We start from the raw sequence: 22,015 nt of genomic DNA, 5'->3' as shown, positions 1-22,015 counted from the left end.
CGGCGAACGGTGCGCCGACTTCACTCCAGGAGCACAGCAATGAGCACAACGAACACCCTCTTCATCGGTGGTGAGTGGCAGTCCGCCGCCTCCGGCGCGGAGTTCGACACTCTGGACCCGGCGACCGGGCAGCCGAACGCCCGGGTCGCGGACGCGGGAACCGCCGACGCTGACGCGGCCGTGACAGCCGCCCGTGCCGCGCTCGGCAGCCCCGAGTGGGCAGGGATCGCCCCTGCACAACGAGCGCGAATCCTGTGGCGTATCGGTGATCTCATCGAGGAACACGCCCAAGAGCTGGCGGAGTTGGAGACCCGTGACCAGGGTCAGCCGATCGGCATGTCGAAGGCTGTCAGCGTCAACGGCGCGGCCGAGCACTTCCGCTACTACGCGGGCTGGGTCACCAAGATCTACGGGGAGACGGCTCCCCTGTCGTTCCCCGGCGTGCTGCAGTACACCAAGCGGGAGCCGGTCGGGGTGTGCGCACTGATCACCCCGTGGAACTTCCCCTTGATGATCGCCACGTGGAAGATCGCACCCGCCCTCGCCTGCGGGAACACGGTCATCGTCAAGCCGGCCGAGCAGACCCCGTTGACCACGGTCAGGCTGGTCGAGCTGTGCCGCCAGGCGGGTGTGCCCGCCGGAGTCGTCAACCTCCTGACCGGAGGCCCGGAGGCGGGCCGCGCCCTCGTCGAGCACCCGGGCGTGGACAAGGTGTCCTTCACCGGCTCCACCGAGACCGGCCGCGCAATCATCCAGGCTTCGGCCGGGAACCTCAAGCGCGTCTCACTCGAACTCGGTGGCAAGGCACCCAGCATCGTCACGCCGGACGCCGACCTGGACGCGGCGGTGGCAGGCTGTCTTCAGGGCTCGCTCCTCAACAGCGGTCAGGTGTGCGCCGCATACACCCGCTTCCTGGTGCACCGCTCCCTCGCCGACGAGTTCGCGGAGCGCTGCGCCAAGACCGTCGCCGGAATGCGCCTGGGGCCCGGCATCGCACCGGACACCGAGCTCGGCCCTCTGGTCAGCGCCGAACACCGCGACCACGTCGACGCCTTGGTGCGCAGCGGCGTCAAGGAAGGAGCCACGCTGCTCGCGGGCGGCTCACCTGCCGACGACCTGCCTGGCTTCTTCTACCGCCCGACGGTCTTCATGGGCGTCCGCGACGACATGCAGATCGCCCGCAAAGAGATCTTCGGCCCGGTACTGTCCGTCATGCCGTACGACGACGAGGACGAAGCCGTGGCCCGTGCCAATGACACCGAGTACGGCCTGGCCGCGGCCGTGTGGACCCGTGACGTCGCCTCGGCGCACCGTCTGGCGGGGGCGATCCGCGCCGGCACGGTCTACATCAACATGCCGAACCCGCTGGACGCCTCCGCTCCCTGGGGCGGGTTCAAGTCCAGCGGCTGGGGCCGGGAGATGGGCCGGGGCGCCATCGACCTCTACACCGAGGTCAAGAGCGTATGGACCTCACTCGCATGAGGGGGCACGATCCGACCCGTGATGCCGCAACGTCGCAGGCGGCGGAAGCCTCGGCGGTCGGCCTCTTCACCCAGCAGGCCGAACGCACGGGACACCATGTACGGGCCGCACTCCCGTGACCTCGGCTTGAAGCTCGGCGTCGCCGAATGATGCCTGACTGTGAGCGCTGCTCAGGGGACAGCGTCATCAGGAAGAAAACGGTTCCTTCCCGTGTTGGGACCGGACGCAGAACGATGATTCTCGGCCGCGCGGGATCAGGGTGCGCGACGGGAAGGGATGAGTCTGGATGCGCTTGTGGTCCCGTCTGTCGACGATGCAGGAGCCCACGGGGGCGGGCGGGTATGCGTTGCCCGCGGTGTCCGCCGGGCTGATCATGGCCGTGCCGGTTGTGGATTTCTTCCTGCCGCCGGACATTCACCTCGCCCACATCCTGGTCGTCCCCGTCGCACTCGTCGCCGTCTTCTCAGGCCCCCGTCGCGGCGCGGTGACCGCCCTTCTGGCTGTGCTGGCCCTTGTTGTCGCGGGAGTCGAGCGAAGGACTTTGGCCACCGAGAACGTGCTCGTGGAGCTCGGCTCCCTGATCCTGCTCTCGGTGCTTTTGGTGCTCTTCAGTCATCTGCGGGAACGGGGGCAGCACGAGATGGCGGGCCTGCGCCGGGTGTCCGAGGCGGCTCAGGGTGTCGTGCTGCGCTCGCTGCCGAAGCGCGCCGGACCGGTTGTCATCGCCTCGGCGTACCGGTCCGCCGAGGCGGGCGCGCGCCTCGGCGGTGACCTGTACGCGGTGGCCCGCGCCGCCAACGCCACGCGGCTGCTCATCGGCGACGTACGCGGCAAGGGCCTCGGCTCGATCGGCGACTCCGAGACCGTCCTCGGCGCCTTCCGCGCAGCGGCCCACCGGCAAGCGCCGCTGCCCGAGTTGGTCGCCACTTTGGAAACGAGCGTTCGCTGGGGCCTGGCGGAGTTCGCCAACCCGCGGGTCGAAGCCGACGTCGGCGAACGGTTCGTGACAGCGGCCGTCGTCGAGATTCCGGACAACGAACCGTATGTACACATCGTCAGCTGCGGGCATCTCCCTCCCCTCCTGCTGCACGAAGGCACCGCCACTTTCCTGAACGTTGCCCAGCCGGCACCTCCCCTGGGCCTGGGAGGCCTGGCCGAGAGCGCCTACACCCCGACCACCTTCGTCTTCGCCCCCGGCGACCGTCTGCTCCTCTACACCGACGGCATCACCGAAGCCCGCGACCGGCACGGCACCTTCTATCCGCTCCTCGAGCGCGCCGCAGCCTGGGCCGACCTGCGCCCGGGGCCGCTCGTGGAGGCAATGACCAAGGACCTGCAGGCCTACGTGGCCGGCCCGCTGGACGACGACATGGCCGCGGTCGCCCTCCAGCGCGAGGGGTCCTGAGCACCGGAAACACCGGGCCGCGGTGGTCGGGCGAGCCCGGACCGCAGCGGTGGCGCCGCCGGCTCCGCCGCCGCGCTACGGGGGCGGGTACGTCCTGCTGTGATCATTTCTCTGGTCGGTTCGAGGTGCGTCGCCGGACCGCTCGGGTACCCGTCCCCCTCCTCTACCGCCCGGCCGCCGCCGAGGCCACCTGTGAAAGTCATCCTGGGTCCACACCCCGCGAGTGACGCTTACCAGGGCAGCGCGCCCTCCGCGTCGAAGTAGCCCCCCGTCGGGCCGTCAGGGCCCACCTGCGCCATGCGGACGATGATCTCGGCGCCCTGCTCGACGGTCTGGATGCCGGTGTTCCCGTTCAGGTCCGTCTTGGTGTAGCCGGGCTCCACCGCGTTGATCCGCATGTTCGGGAACGCCTTCGCGTACTGCACGGTGATCATGTTGACCGCGGTCTTCGACGCCGGGTAGGCGACCCCCGGGTAGGCGTAGGTCGAGGTGCCTGCGGTCGTGACCCGGGTGAGCGAGGCCAGGCCGCTGCTGAGGTTGACCACGACCGGGGCGGCCGACCGCTGCAGCAGCGGCAGGAACGCGTGGGTGACGCGCACAGTGCCGAATACGTTGGTCTCGAACACCTGCCGCATCATGTCGACGGTGACGTCTGCGGCGCCGGCCACGTCGTTGTTCGCGCCCCTCCCCTCGACACCGGCGTTGTTGACCAGGACGTCCAGTCCGCCGTCGGCCTCGATGGTCTTCACCGCGGCCGCGACGGAGGTGTCGTCGGTGACGTCGAGCTGGACAGCCCGCGCGCCCAGTTGCTCGGCCGCGCGGCGGCCGCGCTCTGGGTCCCGGCTGCCGATGTAGACGGTGTGGCCCGCGGCGATGAGGCGGCGGGCCGTCTCGTAGCCCAGGCCCTTGTTCGCTCCGGTGATCAGTGTTGTTGTCATACCCACACGTTCCGGCAGGACGGCGCGGTCAGCCAGACGCCTCGTGTTCCTGGGACTGCTGGTACCAGGCAGGCTGCTCGGCAGGCGATGCACACTGGTGGGCATGGCGACGGCGGAATTCGGCAAGGCGGTGCGCCGCTGGCGCGACCGGGTCTCACCTGAGGCCGTCGGGCTGCCGGCAGGCAGGCACCGGCGGGCGGCCGGACTGCGCCGGGAGGAACTTGCCCTGCTCGCAGGGATCTCTGTCGACTACGTCACTCGTCTCGAACAGGGCCGCGCGTCCAACCCCTCGGCGCAGGTCGTCGAGGCCCTGGCCAGGACGCTTCGGCTGTCGGGGTCCGAGCGCACCCACCTGTTCCGGCTGGCCGGGCTGGCACCGCCGGGTCCGGAATCGGTCCCCGCGTACATAACCCCGAGCATCCAGCGACTGCTGGACCGGCTGACCGGGACACCCGTCGCGGTCTACGACGCGTCCTGGACTCTGCTCCTGGCCAACCCGCCGTACGCGGCCCTGATGGGTGATCCGTCCGGTTGGCGGGGCAACGAGCTCAACGGCGTGTGGCGGCAGTTCGTCGGACCGGGCTCGCGGGCCCGCCACACGCCGGAGTCGCTGCGCCGGTTCGAGGCCGCGCTGGTGGCCGACCTGCACGCGGCCGCCGGGCGCTATGCGGCCGACCCGCGGCTGCGGCAGCTGGTCGCTGAGCTGCGCGCGCGCAGCGAGCGGTTCGCCGAGCTGTGGGACTCCGGCACGGTCGGACAGCACGAGGCCGCACGCAAAACCATCGACCATCCCCAGGCCGGCCCCCTGACGCTGGACTGCGACGTGCTCACCGTCGCGGGCAGCGACCTGCGGATCATGGTCTACACCGCCGAACCCGGCACCGAGGACGCCGAACGCCTCGCCCTGCTCACTGTCCTCGGCACCCAGGCGCTCAGCAGCTGAGCGCTTCGTGGCAGTCTGAAGGGCGGACAGTGCGGGAGCGCTGCCGGCCGCAACCGAGATCAGTCAGGCCGAGTCCGGTTGGAAGATCTCCCGGCCGTCACAGAACGGCTCCCAGACCGCGACGATCAGCAGACCTGTCGGCGGTGTGGCCACTGTCTTGGCGCTGGTCTGCCTGGGTGGTCATGGCGCTGCATCTTTCGTTCCGTGCCGAACCCGTGGTCCGGGTCCGGGTGAGAGTTCAGGAACAGAAGTCGGCGATGGTGCCGGTGAGGATGTCGGTGAGGCGGTCCAGCGAGGCGAGGTCGACATACTCGGTGGCCGCGTGTGCACCCGCGCCGTCGACGCCGAAGAGCAGGCAGGGGATACCGGCACGGTCCAGGAGGGCACAGTCGGTCCAGAACGGCTCGGCGCGTACCACGGGCGGGTGGCCGAGTACCTGCTCGGCGTGGCGGGTCAAGGTGCGCACAATCAGGGCTTCGGGGTCGGCCTCGAAGGGCTCGCGGTGCAGGCCACGGGTCAGCCGGTAGCGGAAGTCGGAGACCCTTTCGGCAAGGCGGTCGAGCACGTCGGTCAGTTCGCGCTCGACGCTGTCGGCACTCTCGCCGGGAATGGTGCGGCGCTCCAGGGTGATGCGGCAGTGCGCCGGGTAGGTGGAGGTTTCCTCGCCGCCGTGGATGACGGAGGCGTGCACGGTGCCGGTGCCCAGGAGGGGGTGTACCGGGCCCTGCGTGAGGCTCTGTCCCAGCTCTTCCAGCGCGACCAGGAAGTGCCCGGCCTTGGTGATGGCGTCGATACCGAGCTCGGGCCGTGAACCGTGGGCCGCGCGGCCTTCGATCTCCACGTCGAACCAGGCGAAGCCCTTGTGGGCGAGGGTCACTTCGAGGTGGCTCGGCTCAGTGACGATCGCCGCGTCGGCCGTGAAGGACTCCAGCACTTCCTCGGTGCCCGAGCTGCCGTGCTCCTCATCTGCGACGCAGGCGAGGATGACATCGCCGCGCAGGGGTCCGTGGGCGGTGGCGCAGGCTGCGGCGACCATCATGGCCGCGATGCCGCCTTTCATGTCGAAGGTGCCGCGGCCGTACATCCTGCCGTCGCGGATCTGCGGGTCGAGGGGGTCGCCGTCGTAGTCGGCGAGGCCGACCGTGTCGAGGTGGCCGTTGAGCATGAGTGACCGGCCTCCGCCGGTGCCGCGGGCGATCGCGACGATTGAGGGCCGGCCGGGGCGCTTTTCCAGGCTGTGGACCTCGAAGCCGCGGGTGGCCAGCCATTGACTGCAGAAGTCGGCGATGACGGTTTCACCGTTCCCGCCGGGAACGAGGTCCGGGTTGACGGAGTCGATGGCGATCAGCCGGGCCAGCAGGCGGCTGGGATCCGGCTCCAGGGGATCATGGGCCGCCGGGGTCGAGGGGGTCTCGGGGAGCATGTGGGCCTTCCGAAGTTCTGATGCCACCCCGTGAGTCGGGGGCGGGACGGTGGGCACGGCACGTGGGGAGAGGCGACGTTGCCGAGCACCGTGCATCGTGCGTGTGCGGTGGTTGTGTTCAGGCCGTGGGCGGTCAGTCCTGGTCGGCCAGGCGCAGGAGGGTGGTGGCCAGTACGTCGACGCCGTGGGCGCATGCCTCGGGGGTGGAGTACTCGCGGGGGTTGTGGCTGATGCCGTCGTACTCGCCGCGGACGAAGATCATGGCGGTGGGGCAGAGCGCGGCGATCTCCTGGGCGTCGTGTCCGGCGCCGGAGAGCAGCGAGATGTGGTCCAGGCCGTGGTCGTCTGCGGCCTGCGCGATGACCTTCTGCAGCCCCTCGTCGAAGGGGACGTAGGCGGTCTTGGCCATCCGCCGGACGGTCAGCGACAGGCCGGGCCGGCTGTCCTCCAGGTCGCGCAGGAACGCGGCGAGGGCTTCCTCGGCGCGGGCCATCTGGACGTCGTCGGGGTTGCGCAGGTCGACGGTCAGCTCGGCGCGGGCCGGGACGATGTTGGTCAGGCCCGGATGAACGATCAGATGGCCGACCGTGGCCCGTAGATCCCCGTACTCGCCGGAGTCGACCAGCTCCCGCAGGCAAACAATGATCTGGGCGGCCGCGAGGCCGGCGTCGACGCGCATGTGGGTGGGGGTGGTACCGGCGTGCGCGGCACGGCCGTGGATGGTGATCTCCTGCCAGGAGATGCCCTGCACGCCGGTGACGACGCCGATCTCGACGCCGTTCTCGGCGAGGACGGGGCCCTGTTCGATGTGGCATTCGACGTAGGCGTGCGGAGAGTCGAGGCGTACGTCGGCGGAGCCGTTGAAGCCGGTGCGGGCGAGTTCGCCGCCGAGGGTGAGACCGTCGCGGTCGGTCAGGGCGTGGGCGTACTGCAGTGTGAGGCGCCCGGCGGCGACGGCGCTGCCGAGCATGTCGGTGCCGAAGCGGACGCCTTCCTCCTCGGTGAAGATACCGACCTCGACCGGGCGGCGGGTGGTGATTCCACGTTCGTCGAGGGTGCGGACGACTTCGATACCGCCCAGCACGCCGAGGCAGCCGTCGAAGGCGCCGGCGGTGGCGACGCTGTCGATGTGCGAGCCGGTCAGAACCGGGGCCGCAGTGGGGTCGGTGCCCTCGCGGCGGCCATAAACATTGCCCATCCGGTCGATGCGGACGGTCAGGCCGGCCTGTTCCATCCAGGCGATGACCTGACGGCGGCCAGTCGCGTCGGCGTCGGTCAGGGCGAGGCGGTTGACGCCGCGCAGGCCGGTTCGCTCGTCGTCGTACGCGCCGATGTCGGCGAGGTCCATCAGCGACTGCCACAGGCGGTCGCCGTTGACAGTGATCTTGTCGGGGGCGGGGCTCGTCATGATCTGTCTCCCGGAGTTGTCGAAAACGGTGGAGTGGGTGGCGTTGCGGATCAGCCGGCTGCGGTCGCGCCGCGGGCCGGGCCACGGTCAGCGCGCCCCGGACCGGCGGCCCGGTCGTCATCCCGCCCACGGTCCGCAGCGCGCCGCGGAGACAGGCCGCGACGGCGCACTGGGGCACCGCCGCCATGTCCGGGCCCGGCACAATGGTCAGGGGGCCGAGGACACCGAGTGCGGCTGTGAAGAGGGTCAGCACGCTGCCGGCCTTCACCTGACCGAACCGGTCGAAACCGGTCGGCAGCCGGGGAGATGAAGGCGCGGTGGCCCAACGCATGGGTCTTTCAGGTGTGTTCAGTGATCGGCGGTGGAGTTCGGGTTGGCAGCCGCGCCTTCGGTACTCAACAGCACGACCACTGAGGTCGCATCGAGCCCCAGTGCCGAACGACGTTCCTCGGCGCCCACGCCAGTGAGCACCGCACGAAAACCGGCGAGCGCCGCAGCCCCGCAGGGACCCGAGGAGACGCCGAGGGCCCCGAGGTGAGCGGCCGCGCGGGCGCTGTCGGCGTCGGGGATGGCGACGGCGGCGTCCAACCCGCTGTGCAGGTAGGGCCAGGCGATGCTGGACGGGGTGCCGCAGTTCAGCCCGGCCATGGTGGTGTCGCCGGTGGTGACACTGACGGGTTCGCCGACGATGAGGCTTTCGAGGACGCAGGCCGCGGCCTCCGGCTCCACCGACAGCAGTGCCGGAGCCCACCCGGAGGGGCGGCTGCGGTAGTGGGTGACCACGGCCTGAGCCAGTGACCCCACGCCCACGGGTATGGAGACGAGGTCGGGCCCCTCGACGACCCCTTCGGCGGCCAGCTGCTCGTCGGTCTCGGCGCAGAGGGTGGAGTAGCCCTCGACGATCCACCTCGGAATCTGCTCATAGCCCGCCCAGGCCGTGTCCTGGACCAGGACCGCGTCCGGCCCGGCAGCCGCCTCGGCCGCACGGCGCACGGCCTCGTCGTACGGCGCCGAGACCTCGGTGACCTTCGCCTGCTCGGCGACGATGGCCGCCACAGCCCGCGGATGCACGCCCTGCGGAACGAAAACGTGGGCGCGCTGCCCAAGCAGGCGTGCCATGCGGGCCACTGCCCGGCCGTGATTGCCGTCGGTGGCAGTCACCAGGGTGACCGGGCCGGGCTCTCTGCCGCTCGTGGTCCGCTCGGCAAGGGTGCGGTGGACCGCCCAGGACGCGCCCAGAGCCTTGAACGCGGGCAGGCCCAGGCGGCATGACTCGTCCTTGACGAAGACCCGGCCGACCCCCAACTCAGATGCCAACGAGGGGAGTTCGGTCAGTGGAGTGGGTGAATGGCCAGGCAGCGCGGCGTGGAAGCCCCGCACCTCGACGGGTGCGGGTTCACACCGCCAGGTACGGGCGCCGGGCCGCAGAGACCACAGCAGCGCACGGGGGGAGGAAGCGTTTTCAGACACACGATCAGGGTCCGATGCCCTCCTACGATCGGTCCAGCGAATGTTTTCGACCTATACTCATCGAAGAAACCGACGATTAATGTTTGCTCGGCGACGGCGAGGGGAGCGGTCCGGCCGTGCTCGACCTGCACCGACTGCGACTGCTGCGCGAACTCAAGCACCGCGGCACGCTCGCGGCCGTGGCCGCCGCCCTCTCCTACGCTCCCTCCTCCATCTCCCAGCAGCTCTCTCAACTGGAAGCCGAAGTCGGCGTCCCGCTGCTGGAACCGGTCGGGCGGCGGGTGCGGCTGACCGAGCAGGCCGAGATCCTCGTCGCCCACACCGAAGCGGTCCTCGAACGCCTGGAGCGCGCGGAGGCGGACATCGCCACCTCCCTGACCGATCTCACCGGCACCCTGCGCATCGCCTCGTTCCAAACGGCCGCCCTGGCCCTGGTCCCGACCGCGCTCGGCCTGCTGCGCGACCTGCACCCGCACCTGCGCGTCCACGTCACACACATGGAACCGGAAAAGGCCCTTCCCGCCCTCCAGGCCCGCGACTTCGACCTGGTCCTCACCGAGGAATACCCCGGCAACCCCAACCCACGGCCCGCCGAACTCGAACAGGAAGACCTGCTCAGCGACCCCCTGCACCTGGCACTGCCCCAAACGGCCGACAATCTGGACACCGAGAGCCCGATGGCGGCGCTGCGCTCTCTCGCCAACCACGCCTGGGTGATGGAACCCGAAGGCACGGCCGCCCGGCACTGGGCCATGACCCTGTGCCGCAACGCCGGCTTCGAACCCGACGTACGGTTCGAGACCACTGACCTCCTGCTCCACCTCCGCCTCGTCGAGCAGAATCACGCCGCAGCTTTCCTTCCCGACCTCGTCTGGAGCGGACAACCTCCGACCGTCACCCTGCGGCAACTCCCCCGCGACCGGCGCACCCGCCGCGTCCTCACCGTCGTACGCCGCGGCCGCAGCCAGCACCCGGCCGTCCTCGCGTGCCGCGACGCCCTCCTGCGCGCGGTCAACCTCCGCTCCCACCAGGCATAGAGCAGCACAGCTCATCGTCGGCCCAAGGCCCCTCACAACCATGCGCGGAACGAGGCGAAGGGACGGTGGACGCCGGACATGGGCCCACCCGGCTCCCACATGACCAGCTACGGACGCGGTTCAAGGGAGACGTGCGGGGACAGCGCGCCGAGGAAGTCGGGCGCATCGAAGATCTTGCCGGCGGAGGCGACACCGACCGTCCTGGTCTGTCCCGTGAGGATGCGGCAAACCGCTTCCGCCGCGAGCGGTGCGGTGACAGCGTAGATGTCCTGGCCTCGCGCCACTGCGCGCCGTTCGGTGCCGCCTGAGCCACAACCCTCGGCCCATCGGGTGTCATCGGACGGCCCGGCTGCGTTCAGGGAAACCGGGGTGAGTAGGTGATGCGCTTGAGGTGATACCACTGGGCAACGCACTTGGCCGGCCACGGCTTCTGACCGTGTCGGCCGAACGGTTCGCCCAGTCCACTGACCGAGACCGGTGTGTAGGGCAGCACCTGGTCGCCGTGTGCCGCGTGGGTGCGCAGCCACCGGTCCTGGCGATCCCAGTGCTGGGCCCGTACCTCCATCTTCCGCTCCAGGTGGGCCAGCGGGACGGCAAGTCCGACGCAGGCCATGACGCAGACCGCTGCCGCGGCCGCCGTCGCGAGGCCGGGCAACCACTGGCGTGTGCGCAGAACGCGGCCCAGCATGGCACCGACGGTGACCAGGAGCATGACGTAGAGCAGCAGATAGTCGTTCCAGGTGCGAGAGGCGGTGACCACGCTCGCGCCGAATGCCGGATGGGCGACGACAGTGCAGAGATATCCGGAGAGCAGGAACGCGACTACCCCGACCACGACCGGAATGAGAGGCCGCCGCCATAGGAGCCCCTGCGTCCGCGGGCCGTCTCCGCGCACCAGCAGTCCCAGGAGGAGACCGGCCGCGAAGGCCCCGGCGTACTGCCACGTCGAAAGGATCGTCCCCAGGATGTCCATGAACGCGCGCAGACATGTCATGAGCGTGTCCGGGCTGAACATTGACGTGGCATCGGCGTCGAACCGCTCGCGCCTGATGCGCGCGCCGGGCGACGTGTAGAGGATGAGGGTTCCGATCGCGGTACCGACGAAGGCGACGGCGCACCACAAGCGGGCCAGAGCCCGGCCGGGGCCCGGCAAGGCCCAGTAACTCGTCAGCAAGACAAGGGTGAGGACGACGAACACCACGACCGCCGTCTCCTCCGACAGTGTGCCGATGAAGACTCCGGCCACGAGTGCGGCACCGAGGGCTAAGACGCGGCCCTTGCGGGTGCGCGCGCGTAGCAGCGGGATGACGGAGCCGGCGGCCAGAACTGGCGCGAGGGTGTGCGAGACCGAGGAGGCCGGCCAGTAGAACGTCTTGTAGGTGTTCTGCGTGGCAAAAAGGAAGACCACTGTCATCAGCGCCGCCACCAGCGGCGGGATCGCGCGCGGCGCACGCATCCCGATGCTGCGGAGCGCAGAGGCGGTCACTGCCCAGAGAATGCCCAGGACGAGAATGCCCGTGCTCAGTGCGAACCACCTGTGGCCCGGGACCCCGAACGCGGCGTAGGCGACGACGAGCAGTGCGTTGGCGACACGTCCGTTGTCCTGGAAGTAGAACTTGCCGATCAGACCGGATGCGCCGTCGTCCCGGACTACCGGGAGGAAGCACCAGTCGTCCGCTCCTGGGCGGACCAGGCGGCCGATCCAGACCGCCGCGCCCAGAAGGCCGAGTGGCAGCAGTACGAGAACGGTGGTCCAGACCGTCGTCCACCGTGACGCGAGCCACCTGTTGCTCCTGGCACCGGATCCGTCTTCCGGGTGGGAGAGGCCAGGGGCCTTCGATTCGTCTGTGGTCATGTGTCCTGGTGCCCTTCGTGATGGAGGCGCCGTTGGGGTCCGGCCGACGTGGGTTTCCGATCAGCGGGCACGTTGCTGGGTGAGGGCAGCGCCGGAGTTGATGGCCCATCGGGCGAGCAGGAACGAGAGCGGGGTGGCAAGGAGTCCTGCCGCCACGGCTGCGACGTTCTTGCCCATGCCCAGGGCATTGACACCGGCAAAAAGGAGAACGCCCGTGAGTACGAGGTTGACGAGACTCGAGACGGGATACCGGAAGAATCCGTGCCACGTCGGTTTCGTACGACAGGTGATGTACGTATTGAGGAAGAAGGACCCCACGATGCTGACGGCGAAACCGATGACGTGGGCGATCAAATAGGGGATCCATCGGTTCAGGGAGGCGTACACCCCCAGATAGACTGCCGTATTGACGATTCCGATCGACGCGAAGACGAAGAACTGACGCAGGGTGCGCCCCTTGGACGATCCGATCGCCGAGGCTCCCAAATCCGTCACTGAAGATAATTCGGGAGGATGAAGGTCCGCAATGTCCTGGCGCTCCTGCCGCACGCTCACGTCCGTCTCGCGCACCACGTAGAGCGGCCGGTGCTTCGTTTCGAAGTAGATGCGCCCGACGTATTCACCGATAATTCCGAGCGTGGCCAGCTGGACCCCGCCGAGTGCTACGACAGCGGTCAGCAGGGTGGCGAATCCCGGGACGCGCACACCGTGCAGGGCAACGCCGATGACAATCCACAGCGCGTACGCCAATGCTGCGGAGAAGAGCGTGAGACCGGTGTAGACAGCCAGACGCAACGGTCGACTGTTGAAGGAGATCAGTCCGTCGATGCCATAGTTGAGCAGGCGTCTTCCGCCCCATTTCGAGGTGCCGGCGGCGCGGCTGACGTTGTGGTAGGTGAAGCTGACGGTGTCGAAGCCGATCCAGGAGAAGATTCCCTTGGAGAACCGGTTTGCTTCGGGCAGGGCGAGCACCGCTTCGACGGCAGGACGGGACAGCAGCCGGAAGTCTCCCTCACCGTCGGTGATGTCGATATCCATGCACCGCCCCATCACACGGTAGTAGGCCGTGCTGACGGCGCTGCGCAGCACGCCGTCCCCCGAACGGTCCCGACGCGCGACGACCTGATCGTAGCCGTGCTGTCGCAGCTCCAGTATCCGGGGAACGAGTGAGGGCGGATGCTGAAGGTCGGCGTCCATGAGAATCACGGCGTCCCCCCGGGACATACGCAATCCCGCAAGCATCGCGGCCTCCTTCCCGAAATTCCGACTGAAGGAGGTGTAGCGGACCCGCGGATCCGCGGCGGCGAGAGCACGCAGCAGCTCCCTGGTCGCGTCCCGGCTGCCGTCGTCGACGTAACAGACCTCGAAGCTGCGCCGAGTCGTTTCGAGGACGACAACCAGTGTTTGGTGAAATCGCTCGATCACCTCGTCCTCATTGAAACAGGGAACTACGATCGAAACCTGGCACGCTGTCATTCGGACCCCTGGGAGATGTGGTCACGGCATCTCGGAGCATGCGCCTGTGCCCTCCTGACGCATCTCGGTCCGAGGCATCGTCAAAGGAATTTTGCAGGCCCCATCGTTCTAGGCGATGCCTTCCGACCGAATCACGCCACGGGATGGCACCGAATGGGTGAAGCATCCGTCCCGCCGCCGCCCGAACGGCCCTTGGCGATGCACCCGACCGGTCGGCTCCTGATTCCTCCCTGCTGCGTTGCAGTGTTCTTCGAACGGAGAGTTGTGCAGACTCGGCTCCGATCAACGGCATGTGCGCTCATGTTCTGCTGAACTGTGTGACACATGGCCATCTTCTGGGACTGTTCGGGCCTGCCCGGCCCTGGTTGTCCTGGTCGCTGTCGGTGAACTGCCGTGCCCGGTCGGACAGCGAGGGCCGTGGGGCCGACGATCCCTGCCGGGTTCGGCACCCCGAGAGCTGCGACACTCCGGAGCAAACTGGTCCCGACTGCGCCAGCCGTGGACGGGACCGGACGCGAGGGCCGCGGCGCGGTGTCGGACCCGAGCGAAAGGAACACCGGTCGTGGAACGTCCCCCAGGTGAATCCGTCGAGGAGGGACAAAGGGACGGTGTTCCGGACCGCAGGACAGCTCGGCGGTGGAGATCTCTGTGGGTCGGTTCGCTCCCCGTTCTCCCCATCGCTCTACTGACGGCCGCGGCCTGGTTCGGCCGTTGGGTGCGTCCATCCGGTGACGACTGGTGCTTTCTGCCCGTCGTGCGTGACGGGGGGCTGTCCGCGATCGTCGGGAAGTTCTACTACCTGGACAACGGGCGCGTCATGAACGCAGTGCTGGTCTGGTGCTATGCGCGGTTCGGAGTCGCCGGGCAACAATGGTTCGGCCTGATCAGCGGTGTGCTGATGCTCGGGCTCCTCTGGGCCACGGTCGCCGCCGCTCTGCCCAGGGCAGGGATGACGGTGCCACGAGGGGTCCCCCTCCTGCTGGCATCGATGGTGACGGCGATGTTCCTGTTCGGGTCCCCCAACACCTACAAGACGTTCTACTGGCCGGCCGCGTCCGTCTCGCACACCCTGCCGCCCGTGTTCGCCTGCGCAGCGGCCCTTCCACTCCTGCGGGCCACATCACGACAGGGCAGAGGCTTCGCCCTGCTCACGGTCTTCGTGGCGGGGTTCCTTCTGGGCACTCTGTCGGAGGAGACCTGTGTCGTCGGTGTGGTTGTACTGAGCTGTCTGCTGCTGATCAGCGGCCGGATCTTCCCGCAGGAGCGACGTACCTTCTTTCGCGGCTGGTGCGTCGCCGGGATCACTGGAATCGTCATCGGAAGCCTGATCCTGCTCAGTTCTCCGGGCTCACGACATCGGCGTGAACGTCACGATGCCGCGTCGATACTCACTCCCGAATCGCTCCTCGCTTCGCTGCGCGGTTTCGCGCACATCGCGGCCGTCCTTCTCACGACATGGCAGTACCTGGGGGCCTTCGTGGCCGGACTGCTCCTGGGTCTGCTGGCCCGGCAGCACGAAGGTCGCCTTCCCTCGATGAGATGCGGGACGCTGCTCGCCCGGACCGGCGTCTGCGCCCTCCTCGTATCCGGCTACCTGTGCACGGTCATCGCCTATCCGGTCTTCGGGCCGAGCGTCATGACGTCCACACGACTCTGGAACGACTACCTGCTGCTCTACATCCTGCTGCTTGTCCTCGTGGGCACACTGCTCGGCCGCGCGTGGAGAGAGAGCGGGCGCCCCACCGCGCTGCCGAAGGCCGCCTCCGCGTCCGTGTACGCCCTCGTCTGCCTCGCGCTTGCGGTTTCTCTCATGCAACTCGACGCCGACATGGCGGTACGCGCGCGGAAATGGGACCACCAAGATCACTGGTTGCGCAGCCGGTCCGCGGCCGGCGCGAAGGTACTCCCCTACACACGACTGCCCATCAGCAAAATGACCGAACCGTTCGGTGACGATGGCCGCAAGCCGTGGCCCGCATCATGCGTGGCCCACTACTACCATCTGGAACGCGTGGTTCTGGCGACAGGACGCCCCTGAGCACCCGCGCGTGCGGACTCAGTCGATCACTTGCCGCGACCGGTCCAGCCCAGCGCGGGCTCCGAGCTCGGACAGCACACAACGACCTGAGGCACTGCTCAACCCGCGGTCATTCCGACGACTCCCTTCACTCACTGGATATTCGGTCATCCCGGCGAGTCGGTCGTTTTGCGCAGACCGACTACAGGTACCCCTATGAGTTGTGCGCTTCGGCGAAACCGAAGGGGCCCTGCCGAAGCTGTCACACTCGCTACCACCATCCGCCCAGGACCACCCCGAGCATGGACCTGATGCGGGTCAAAAGGACGAGAAGGACGGAACGGTCGAGTGGAGTGGACGAAGGACATCGACAAAACGCGCTCGGCACGCCGGCTCATTCCCGCTACGGTCCTGGTGATGTGCACAATTCTGGGATCATCGTGCTCTTCGAATGATTCTCCTCTCGCAAACAGGGTCGCGGGCCCCACGTCGCACCGGACGTCGAAGGGAGCACAAGAACCTCACGGATGTCAACGCACCATGATCGGTGTCGCACATCCCGACGACGACCTCTACTTTGTGGACCCGGAGATCAGGAAGACCATCCGTGCGGGATGCGCGGTCACCACCGTCTATCTCACCGCGGGCGATGACGGGAAGAGCCCACAGGCAGCCCGGGACTACGTCGCAAGAAGAGAGAACGGGCTGCGCGCGGCCTATGCGGAGCTTGCCGGGGCCCCGGATCGCTGGACCGAGGACAGCACACAGGTCAACGGACGCAGAATCAGATCCTTCAGCCTTGGCAGCGGTTCCCCATCACCCGTCAAACTGCTCTTCCTGGGACTGCACGACGGGCTCCCCCACGGACAGGAAAGTGAGAGCATGCTCAAACTGTTCCTGGCGACCCGCAAACGGATTCAGCTGTTCCAAAGCGTGGAAAGCTACACCGAGGACCAGCTCCTGCAAACCCTGTCCGACCTCGCCCGGCAGGAAAGAGCGCAACGTATTCTCACGCTGGACTACGACAACGCTTCCTTCGCCTTCGGTCTCCGCGGCAAGGTCGACCACAGCGACCACGGCATCGGTGCCAGATACTTCAGAAAAGCCGGATACCTCTCGGGCATCCCCGTCACGTCCTACCTCGGATACACCATGTCGTCACTTGAACCCAACCTGCCCCCTGAACAAGTGGCCGAAAAGGAAGCGGCCGTCAGGCGCTACATCGCACATGTCGAGTGCCATTCCAAAAATAGCTGCGCCACGGCTGACACCTACAGGGGGCCGCTCCAACTCGACGATTCGGACTGGGTTCACCGTCAGTACCAGCAAGAGCACCGGAGCCCACGCCTCGGGGAAATCATGGGAGACATCGGAAGAACTACCGAGTTCAGCAGCAGGGATCCGGAGCAGTGCCTCGAAGCAGTGAGCACGCAACCGAAGTACGGCGCAGTCCGGATCAACTCCTGCAATGGAACCAGCGCCCAGAAATGGGAAATCAGAGACGCCGGAACGATCAGAACACAACTCTACAGAGGATATTGCCTCACCCAACTGACCAGCGGCGCCGGTCTGGCACCGTGTAACGCATCACGTCCAGAACAGAAATGGGCACACAGACCCTGGAAAAGTACCACCTGGAAGCGCACGGCATGGCGAATCGTGGGAGAGAAAGACATGTGCCTCTACCAGAACGACCGCTCGCTCCCCCCTTACTGGAATTCGAGGACGGCGCAGCACCCCCGACTCGGTCTCGTCAGCTGCAACAAACAGCCTGAGCCGGAGCTCTATTGGCGATGGACGGCAGGAACGGCTCACAATGACCCAAACATTGGATAGTTTGATCCGCAACCTCGATCTTTCGCGAGATGTCCGGCAGCTTGTTGACGGGCATCTCGCGTTTGCTGGGTCGGGAGTCGGGGTGTGGAGGCAGACTCTCGAGTCGGGTGGGCGCCGGGTTCCACCCCTCCGGTCAGGGAGGATGCGGCGACGGGCGGTGGTCACGAGTTGGTCGGCGACGGATTCGGCGCAGCAATCCGACACCGGCTCGCAGCCCTGCAGAGCACTCCAGCCGTAGATCGCGACCTGACACGGTGTCATCTACGTTGAATTGGCTGACGCGGATGATGACGGGGTGCAGCGGCATGTTCCGGATCTACCGTTTGTCCAGCGGATGCCCCAGTTGGGTCGACTTCACGGCTGGGTGCGTCGCTCGGCGGCGTCGAACGCGGGCGCGAGCGGGGCCAGCGCCGCGCGGAGCTGGTCGGGCAGTGAGCCGGAGGGCACGACCAGTCCTCCGGTGCCGAAACTCCCGGCGGCCTCTGCGTTCGCGGCCGGCCGGAGCCAGCCTTCCAACGCGATGCGAACCGCCGCGGCCACGCTTGCCGCGAGAACGCGGGCCGTGTGCGCTCCTGCGTCACCCAGGCGTTCGGCGATCACCGCTGTGAGAGGGGGCTCGATTCCGGCGGTGGTATCGAGGAACGCGTCGCGCAGCGCGGTCCGGGTGGTGATCAGCAGCAGCGCCTCATGTTCGCGCTCACCGGTGTTCGTGTACTGCTCGACCACTGCTTCGGTGACGGCGTCAGCCAGGCGCACTCCTGCGGGCCGGGCCGCGACCGCCGCCGCGATCCGCGCCTCCCGGTCCGCGGTAACAGCGGACACGATCGCCTGCTCGCGGCTGGCGAAGTAGTTGTTGTAGGTGCGCGGCGAGACCCCGGCCGCCTCGGCGATGTCCTCGACCCGCACCTGGTCCGGTCCGCGCTCCACGGCCAGGCGCAGGGCCGCCGCGCGTAGCGCCTCGCGCGTGGCCTGCTTCTTCCGCTCCCGCAGCCCTGGTGGTGGTGTCGTCACGGTGTCAGCGTTCCACACGGGGATGCGTGCACGCAAACTTGCGCGCACGCACTTTTACTGTCAGCCTCGACCTGTCCGAGGCCGACAGGGAGGACGTCACCATGCGAGCAAGAGGAATGACCTACGACACCGGATTCGTCGTGCACGACCGGATATCCCGCCAGCACTTCGACCCCGCGGTGGTCAGGCGCGAGCTCGCCATCATCCGCGACGACCTGCAGTGCAACGCGGTTCAGATCATCGGCGGGGACCCGGACCGACTGGAGCTGGCCGCCGGTGCCGCCGCCGAGCTCGGCCTGGAGGTCTGGTTCTCGCCCTATCCGCTGGAACTGGATCCGGAGCAGATCCTCACACTCTTCCGCGACTGCGCCGAGCGAGCGGAACGGCTCCGGCAGCAGGGGGCCGCAGTCGTGTTCGTCGCAGGGGTCGAGCTGAGCGTGATGAACCGTGGGTTCCTGCTTGGAGAGAGCCCGGAGGAACGGGTTGAGCAGCTGATGAGCCAACCCGATCGGCGGGCCGAAGCCATGCGCGAGCTCGGCGTGCGCATCAACGCATTCCTCCGCGACGCCGCGACCACGGTCCGCCAGCACTTCCTGGGCAGGCTCACCTACGCATCCATCCAGTTCGAGCAGGTCGACTGGACTCCCTTCGACATTGTGACGTTCGAGCTGATCCGCTCCGCCGAGGTCGCCGACCGGTTCCGGGACGCGGTGCGCACCCTGGCCCAGGGCCCGAAGCCGCTCGCTGTCACCGGGTTCGGCACCGCGGCCTACCGCGGCGCGGGAGACCGCGGTGGGCGGGTGCTGGAAGTGGTCGAGTACCACCCGGAGACCAAGGCCCCTGTACGTCTGAACGGCATGTACGAGCGCGACGAGGCCGGCCAGGCCGCATATCTGAGCGAACTGCTGGAGATCTTCGAGACCGAGGGCGTGGACAGCGCGTTCGTGTTCCTGTTCGCCTTGCCTGGCTACCCGCACCGCCCGGACGGCAACCCCCGGGACGACTTGGACCGGGCCAGCCTGGGCATCGTCAAACTCCTCGAAGGGCGCCGGGGGCGGACCTACCCCGACATGGAATGGGAACCCAAGGCCGCCTTCGCGGCAGTGGCGCAGCGGTATCGGAGGTGATCGGGCCCGCGCACGGCGACCACGGCTCGGGATCTGTACTGCGGCGCAGTGCAGTGCAGTGCAGATGGAAGCAGTACTCGCCGAACTCGCCGCAGACCTCTCGCCGGTCCACCGCCGCCGCGACCTGTGGGCCAACGGCATGTTGCACCTGAGCGGGTTACCGATGCCGGGCGTTGCGGGCAACTGCTGGTCGATCCCTGAGGCAGTCGGCCCGGACCGGCGGTATCGCCTGCACCACCTGCTCGAACGCGCCTTCCGGCCGCAGCATCAGAGACGTGGTGCGCGCGTTCCTGATCCGGCACCTCGCCCTCGATGAGTGGCACTGCGTCAGGTCGTGATCCAGGACTGGCGCAAGAGGCTGACTCACCTGCTGGACCTACTCGTCAGCACGCGGTTCCTCCAGTCCTGGACGCTCGATCTGGGCACGTATGACGTGGCGGAATCCTCGCGGCTCCGAATCGCCCCACTGAAGGTCGGCCCCTTTCTGCCGAAGCGAATAAAGCTCACGATGCCCGTCGATGAAGGAGGCAAGGGGAAGGATGTGCCATCATTCGGTCCTTTCAAATGATCGAGTTCCTACCGAACCCGGAACGGTTCAACTCAACTGCCCCGGGAAAACAGGCTGAGCCGGACGGAGGGCACAACACAACATCCCCTACGCTGCACTGCATCGGTCACCAACGGGCGACCGGAACAGAAAGGCGGCATCATGACCTCCGCAACCAGCACCCCGGGCAGCGTCGAAGCCACAACAGCTCTCCTGCAGGCGGAACTTCCGCGTCTGGAAGAGCGCAAGCAGGCCCTGGAGAAGGAGCTCGTCACAGTCACCGAACGCCTGGATTCGGTGCGCACCGCCCTGACCGCTCTGCAGGCGCTGTCCGCCGCACCCCTCGTGCCGCCAGCCGCTGTGGTTGACGGGGAATCCGACACCCGGCCTGCTTCGTCGGCCGGCAGCGACGCAGACGCCGCATCGGACTCGAAGGCCACACCGGAAGGTCACCACGAACCCGGCCCCTCCGCCGTAAGTGAAGACACACCGGAAGCAGCAGCCATCCCCAGCCCTCGCAAGGCCCGCAGGACTGCTGCTGCCAAGGGCAGGAAGGCAGCTCCCAAGGCTCCTGCACAGCAGAAGAAGGGACGCCCGTCCAAGAAGGCCACTCCTGCCAAGTCCGAGAAGGCACAGACCGCCCGGAATGCAGCTCCTGGGGAGGCCAAGGACGGGGGCCGTCTCATCGAACAGGTCATGGAAGTGGTGTCCGCGGCCGCCGGCACACCCCTCCGGGCGCGCGACGTCACCGAGGCCCTGGGACGCGAGCTCACAGCCGGCAGCATCAACACCGTGCGCAGCACACTCGACCGGCTCGTTGCCACATCCAGGGCTCATCGTGCCGGACGCGGCCTCTACCAAGCCCCCGCCAAGTAACGCTTCCCGCGCGTGAGCACTTTCGTGGCACGTGGACGGCAGCGCGTCGGCGCTGCCGTCCACCATCGAGAAGCCGTTGCCTGCCACAGCCGTGAGTGAGCGGAGGCAAAGCTGGAACGATCTGCCGGTCGGAGCGATCCGGCTGATTGAGGCAACGAAGCGCATTCACCGCCTCGCTCAGGGGCCAGGGCGCCATCGAACGCGCATGGCCATGTTGTGCCGCCCGGACTGCCGGCGTTGACCGAGCTCAGGGCCCGGCCCCACCCGCGGATGCGACCTCGGCGCCGCATCACGCCGGTCAGTTGCTGCGCCCGACAAGGATGCGAACAATGCGGTGCACCAGAGATCACCGTCACTGTCCGCCAAGCCGGCCAGGGCCCCGCCGCGGCCATGACGGCTTCTCGGCTCAGGAGACCCCCGGGTAGTCCGGTCCGGCCAAGGTTCACAACTGCGGCAGTTTTCTTCGCAGATGGCCTGACCGGCCCAGCCGACACGCCCTGCGCCGACGTGGCCCTGTCGCCGACAGGGGCGAGATGTTCACCACCGGGGATGACTGTGAGCTCCCTTCGGACAAGCCATGTCCACCGAGCAAGCCATGAGTTCCAGCCGGCGACGACCCTTCCGCCGTCCTGTCGGCGGTTCTGACGCTGGATCAGTCCGTGACGTGCCCGACGCCGCGCGGCACGGGTGCGGCGAGCAGTACGGCGCTCAGGGTGGCGGGACCGGATGGCGGGAGACGACACCGGCTGCCGACTGCTCCGCGGCCCCGCCTGCGAGCGCGGACGATGCGGATGCAAGGGGGCCACCGCAGGCAACGGCGCTCCGCTTCGCCGCAACGCCCCGGAGCCGAAGAGGACCCTAAAGGTGATGAAATATGTCACAGGAGACAACGTTCAACGTTCAACTTATTTGGGAGTAGCGTCGCTCCTGCCCCACCACCCTGGGGCACCCGCCAGGGCCCCCATCCATGGGGCTCCGGCACAGAACAAGGAGAAAGATCATGAATCACGCCTTTGGACGTCGCGCCGTCACCACGGCCGTCGCTCTCGCCGCCGTGGTCGGCACCCTGCTGACGACGGGCGGCGCCGCCTCGGCAGCTCCGAACCCTGCGGCCGGCCATGCCGCGCCGACCTCCTCCCACGCCCCGACCGCCACGTCGTACGG

The 22,015-nt window shown here is 67.9% G+C and carries 16 protein-coding genes and 1 pseudogene; 9 read left to right on the top strand and 8 right to left on the bottom strand.

Annotated features, from left to right (window positions below; all coding sequences use genetic code 11):
• The first annotated feature begins 39 nt into the window (after positions 1 to 39).
• The gene (locus ACFU6I_RS22000; protein ID WP_384369295.1) at positions 40 to 1,482 is read left to right on the top strand and encodes an aldehyde dehydrogenase family protein; all 1,443 of its coding nucleotides are present in this window, start codon (positions 40 to 42) and stop codon (positions 1,480 to 1,482) included.
• Between the two features lie 286 nt (positions 1,483 to 1,768).
• A complete protein-coding gene (locus ACFU6I_RS21995) occupies positions 1,769 to 2,887 on the top strand; it encodes a PP2C family protein-serine/threonine phosphatase (protein ID WP_384369292.1) in 1,119 nt (372 codons plus the stop codon).
• Positions 2,888 to 3,117: 230 nt separating this feature from the next.
• Here ACFU6I_RS21995 and ACFU6I_RS21990 read toward each other — a convergent pair whose 3' ends face one another.
• Entirely contained in the window at positions 3,118 to 3,825 is a 708-nt protein-coding gene (locus ACFU6I_RS21990) for an SDR family oxidoreductase (RefSeq protein ID WP_384369289.1), read from the bottom strand.
• A 103-nt stretch (positions 3,826 to 3,928) separates the two neighbouring features.
• Between ACFU6I_RS21990 and ACFU6I_RS21985 the strand changes: the two genes are divergently transcribed.
• On the top strand, positions 3,929 to 4,768 hold the full coding sequence (locus tag ACFU6I_RS21985) for a helix-turn-helix transcriptional regulator (RefSeq protein ID WP_384369286.1): 840 nt from the start codon (positions 3,929 to 3,931) through the stop codon (positions 4,766 to 4,768).
• 238 nt (positions 4,769 to 5,006) lie between these two features.
• Here ACFU6I_RS21985 and ACFU6I_RS21980 read toward each other — a convergent pair whose 3' ends face one another.
• The 3 genes from ACFU6I_RS21980 to ACFU6I_RS21970 form a co-directional block, all read right to left on the bottom strand.
• Positions 5,007 to 6,191 carry an ArgE/DapE family deacylase gene (locus tag ACFU6I_RS21980; protein ID WP_384369283.1) on the bottom strand — a complete coding sequence of 395 codons (1,185 nt, stop codon included), beginning with the start codon at positions 6,189 to 6,191 and terminating at the stop codon, positions 5,007 to 5,009.
• Between the two features lie 133 nt (positions 6,192 to 6,324).
• Positions 6,325 to 7,599 (bottom strand): M20 family metallo-hydrolase, encoded by a 1,275-nt coding sequence (locus tag ACFU6I_RS21975; RefSeq protein WP_384369281.1) that lies wholly within the window; start codon positions 7,597 to 7,599, stop codon positions 6,325 to 6,327.
• A 348-nt stretch (positions 7,600 to 7,947) separates the two neighbouring features.
• Complete coding sequence (locus ACFU6I_RS21970) at positions 7,948 to 9,069, bottom strand: diaminopropionate ammonia-lyase (RefSeq protein WP_384369279.1); 1,122 nt, start codon at positions 9,067 to 9,069, stop codon at positions 7,948 to 7,950.
• 116 nt (positions 9,070 to 9,185) lie between these two features.
• Between ACFU6I_RS21970 and ACFU6I_RS21965 the strand changes: the two genes are divergently transcribed.
• Positions 9,186 to 10,106, top strand: coding sequence for a LysR substrate-binding domain-containing protein (locus tag ACFU6I_RS21965; RefSeq protein ID WP_384369393.1), 921 nt, complete (start codon positions 9,186 to 9,188; stop codon positions 10,104 to 10,106).
• A gap of 107 nt (positions 10,107 to 10,213) precedes the next feature.
• Here the strand turns inward: ACFU6I_RS21965 and ACFU6I_RS21960 are convergent.
• The 3 genes and pseudogenes from ACFU6I_RS21960 to ACFU6I_RS21950 all read right to left on the bottom strand — a co-directional run.
• Positions 10,214 to 10,417: pseudogene (locus tag ACFU6I_RS21960) on the bottom strand (saccharopine dehydrogenase); the annotation flags it as partial.
• Between the two features lie 44 nt (positions 10,418 to 10,461).
• Positions 10,462 to 11,961: a DUF6056 family protein gene (locus ACFU6I_RS21955; protein ID WP_384369276.1), complete on the bottom strand. Its 1,500-nt coding sequence runs from the start codon at positions 11,959 to 11,961 to the stop codon at positions 10,462 to 10,464.
• A 60-nt stretch (positions 11,962 to 12,021) separates the two neighbouring features.
• A complete protein-coding gene (locus tag ACFU6I_RS21950; protein WP_384369273.1) occupies positions 12,022 to 13,437 on the bottom strand; it encodes a glycosyltransferase in 1,416 nt (471 codons plus the stop codon).
• 754 nt (positions 13,438 to 14,191) lie between these two features.
• On the opposite strand from ACFU6I_RS21950, the gene ACFU6I_RS21945 reads away from it, so the two are divergent.
• Together ACFU6I_RS21945 and ACFU6I_RS21940 are read left to right on the top strand one after the other, a co-directional pair.
• Positions 14,192 to 15,475: a DUF6056 family protein gene (locus ACFU6I_RS21945; RefSeq protein ID WP_384369270.1), complete on the top strand. Its 1,284-nt coding sequence runs from the start codon at positions 14,192 to 14,194 to the stop codon at positions 15,473 to 15,475.
• A 519-nt stretch (positions 15,476 to 15,994) separates the two neighbouring features.
• Complete coding sequence (locus ACFU6I_RS21940; RefSeq protein WP_384369267.1) at positions 15,995 to 17,290, top strand: PIG-L family deacetylase; 1,296 nt, start codon at positions 15,995 to 15,997, stop codon at positions 17,288 to 17,290.
• Between the two features lie 354 nt (positions 17,291 to 17,644).
• On the opposite strand, the gene ACFU6I_RS21935 is transcribed toward ACFU6I_RS21940, so the two are convergent.
• A complete protein-coding gene (locus ACFU6I_RS21935; protein ID WP_384369264.1) occupies positions 17,645 to 18,301 on the bottom strand; it encodes a TetR/AcrR family transcriptional regulator in 657 nt (218 codons plus the stop codon).
• A gap of 116 nt (positions 18,302 to 18,417) precedes the next feature.
• Between ACFU6I_RS21935 and ACFU6I_RS21930 the strand changes: the two genes are divergently transcribed.
• From ACFU6I_RS21930 to ACFU6I_RS21920, 3 genes are all read left to right on the top strand, one after another.
• Positions 18,418 to 19,428 carry a hypothetical protein gene (locus ACFU6I_RS21930; RefSeq protein ID WP_384369390.1) on the top strand — a complete coding sequence of 337 codons (1,011 nt, stop codon included), beginning with the start codon at positions 18,418 to 18,420 and terminating at the stop codon, positions 19,426 to 19,428.
• Positions 19,429 to 19,744: 316 nt separating this feature from the next.
• Entirely contained in the window at positions 19,745 to 19,996 is a 252-nt protein-coding gene (locus ACFU6I_RS21925) for a hypothetical protein (RefSeq protein WP_384369261.1), read from the top strand.
• 141 nt (positions 19,997 to 20,137) lie between these two features.
• Positions 20,138 to 20,851: a hypothetical protein gene (locus tag ACFU6I_RS21920; RefSeq protein ID WP_384369258.1), complete on the top strand. Its 714-nt coding sequence runs from the start codon at positions 20,138 to 20,140 to the stop codon at positions 20,849 to 20,851.
• Positions 20,852 to 22,015 lie beyond the last annotated feature (1,164 nt).

It is taken from the genome of Streptomyces sp. NPDC057486, from assembly GCF_042802415.1.
GTDB classification, from domain to species: Bacteria; Actinomycetota; Actinomycetes; order Streptomycetales; family Streptomycetaceae; genus Streptomyces; species Streptomyces yanii.
Note: the sequence above shows the minus strand (reverse complement) of the source record. Positions and strands in the feature narration are given on the sequence as shown.